This is a genomic window from Mesorhizobium sp. M0590, assembly GCF_040320905.1.
Classification (GTDB): domain Bacteria; phylum Pseudomonadota; class Alphaproteobacteria; order Rhizobiales; family Rhizobiaceae; genus Mesorhizobium.
On record NZ_JAMYQN010000067.1, the window covers coordinates 1 to 1,252 of the forward strand.

Genomic DNA, 1,252 nt, shown 5'->3' on the forward strand with positions numbered 1-1,252 from the left:
ACCTTGCCGAGGTCAAACGCGACCTGGCGCAGTGGATCGCCAAATGGCAGGCCAAATACCCGAAGCTGGTCAACTGGGTGGAAGATAACATCGAGGAGACGCTGAGCTTCTATCGGCTGCCGCTAGCTCACCACAAGCACATGAAGTCGACGGATGACATCGACAACCCTGATTTCGACTTTTTCGATTCCTGTTGCGTTTCTTTGTTCGGCTCAGGTGAGCCTGTTTCTTCGTCCCGGCCCACAGGATTTCCCACGCGAGCGTGTCGAGACGCAGTCAAGGCTGGCCGGTGCGATGGCGCCACGGCCGGCTGCGAGGTTTCCAGGCCACGCCTTGACGGCGTCGAGCACGGCGCCGTTCTGGAGCGGACCGAGGGCGTAGGTCGTGCCGCCACATTTCCTTGTGCTATATTTGTCCGGCACGGACGACCACGTGGCAAAGAGTGGTGCGAGAGGATGAGAGTGCCGCCACGCAGCCGTTATAGTCGTTCCTCGTTTGTGGCGTCCGTGCGCCGCTTCGGCCCGCGTGACCGCCAATGCCGAACCATTAGCTCGTACGGATGACATCGACAACCCTGATTTCGACTTTTTCGATTCCTGTTGCGTTTCTTTGTTCGGCTCAGGTGAGCCTGTTTCTTCGTCCCGGCCCACAGGATTTCCCACGCGAGCGTGTCGAGACGCAGTCAAGGCTGGCCGGTGCGATGGCGCCACGGCCGGCTGCGAGGTTTCCAGGCCACGCCTTGACGGCGTCGAGCACGGCGCCGTTCTGGAGCGGACCGAGGGCGTAGGTCGTGCCGCCACATTTCCTTGTGCTATATTTGTCCGGCACGGACGACCACGTGGCAAAGAGTGGTGCGAGAGGATGAGAGTGCCGCCACGCAGCCGTTATAGTCGTTCCTCGTTTGTGGCGTCCGTGCGCCGCTTCGGCCCGCGTGACCGCCAATGCCGAACCATTAGCTCGTAGGCACGTTCGGCATTCTCGGCCGCGGCTTTCTCGCTGTTTCGCAACTCCTTCACGTTGTAGGCGTAAGCCGAACCGCGGCGACCGACACCGCGCTCGCCCGGCGCGCCGGCCTTGAGAGCGAGCTGCCTCTGCTTTGCCGCCACCAGCGCCGGGCGAGCCCAGAAGTAGTCCTGCTCCTTTGTCAGCAGATGCCAGATCAGCACGGCGAGCTTGCGGGCGACAGCCACAGCTGCGACCTGATGACCACGCTTGTTACGGATGCGTAGGAAGAAGGCCCTGAGCGGTCCGG

General features: G+C 62.1%; 2 pseudogenes. One reads left to right on the forward strand and one right to left on the reverse strand.

The annotated features are described in order from the left end of the window. A pseudogene (locus NKI52_RS32905) lies at positions 1 to 155 on the forward strand (transposase); the annotation flags it as partial. A 729-nt stretch (positions 156 to 884) separates the two neighbouring features. Here the strand turns inward: NKI52_RS32905 and NKI52_RS32625 are convergent. Further along, positions 885 to 1,252: pseudogene (locus NKI52_RS32625) on the reverse strand (IS110 family RNA-guided transposase); the annotation flags it as partial.